Raw genomic sequence first — 1,182 nt, 5'->3', positions numbered from 1 at the left:
GGCCCGCCCCGAGGTGTCCGCCCATGGATTCCACCATCGCCACGATCGCGCTCCCGGCGGCACTCGCCGTCATCATGCTCGGCCTCGGCCTGAGCCTGACCGTCGGGGACTTCGTCCGACTGACCAGCATGCCCGGCACGGTCGCGCTCATTCTGGGCTGCCAGATCCTCGTCCTGCCCCTGGTCTGCCTCGCCCTCGTCCTGCTCTTCGACCCGCCGCCCGCCCTGGCGGTGGGCATGATGCTGCTCGCCGCCTCGCCCGGCGGCACCACCGCCAGCCTGTACAGCTACCTGTTCCGCGGCAACGTCGCGCTCAACATCTCCCTGACGGCGCTCAACTCCCTCACCGCCATGGTGACCCTGCCGCTGATCACCAACCTGGCCATCGCCCGCTTCATGGGCGACGGCGACACCCTCGGCCTCCAGGTCGGCAAGGTCCTCCAGGTGTTCGCGGTCATCCTGGTCCCCGTCGCCGTCGGCATGCTCGTCAGGGCGAGGGCGGACGCCTTCGCCCGGCGCATGGAGAGGCCGGTCAAGATCGCCTCCGTCGCTGTGTTGTTCGGCGTCATCGCCGTCGCGCTCTACCAGGAACTCGACAGCATCGGCGACTACATCGTCTCCGTTGGGCTGATGGTGCTGCTGTTCAACATCGCCAGCCTCACCATCGGCTACTGGGCGCCGCGGGTCCTGGGCACCGGCCGCCCCGAGGCGATCGCCTCCTGCATGGAGATCGGCCTGCACAACACCACGCTGTCCCTGGCCATCGCGCTCAGCCCGGCCCTGCTCGGCAGCACCGAGATGGCCGTTCCGTCCGCGGTGTACGGCGTGCTGATGTTCTTCACCGCGGCAGCCACCGGCCTGCTGGTCACCCGCGGGGGAACCCGTGAGGAGGCCCCGGCGTCCGGCCGCTGACCCGCCCCCGCCGGGGGCCGACCCGCCTGATCCGGCCGGGGCCGCTCACCTGCTGTCGAGGTAGGCGAGCACCGCGCGCACCCGGCGGTGCCCGCTGTCGGAGGGCGACAGCCCCAGCTTCGCGAAGATGTTGCCGACGTGCTTGTGCACCGCGTTCTCGGTGACCACGATCCGTTCGGCGATCTCCCCGTTGTCGAGCCCCTCCGCCATCAGCGCCAGGACCTCGTTCTCGCGGCGGGTGAGCGACTCCAGGGGGTCGCGGACCCGGCGG

At 70.9% G+C, this 1,182-nt stretch carries 2 protein-coding genes; one reads left to right on the top strand and one right to left on the bottom strand.

The features are described from left to right. Positions 1-23 precede the first annotated feature (23 nt). Complete coding sequence (locus DQW06_RS27385) at positions 24-911, top strand: bile acid:sodium symporter family protein (protein WP_071621331.1); 888 nt, start codon at positions 24-26, stop codon at positions 909-911. A gap of 45 nt (positions 912-956) precedes the next feature. Here DQW06_RS27385 and DQW06_RS27380 read toward each other — a convergent pair. After that, a partial coding sequence (locus tag DQW06_RS27380) for a response regulator transcription factor (protein WP_198662566.1) occupies positions 957-1,182 on the bottom strand: 226 nt, incomplete at its 5' end.

The organism is Nocardiopsis sp. TNDT3 (assembly GCF_003427465.1).
Lineage (GTDB): Bacteria > Actinomycetota > Actinomycetes > Streptosporangiales > Streptosporangiaceae > Nocardiopsis > Nocardiopsis dassonvillei.
The sequence above is the reverse complement of the archived record's forward strand: the minus strand, read 5'-3'. Positions and strand labels throughout refer to the sequence as shown.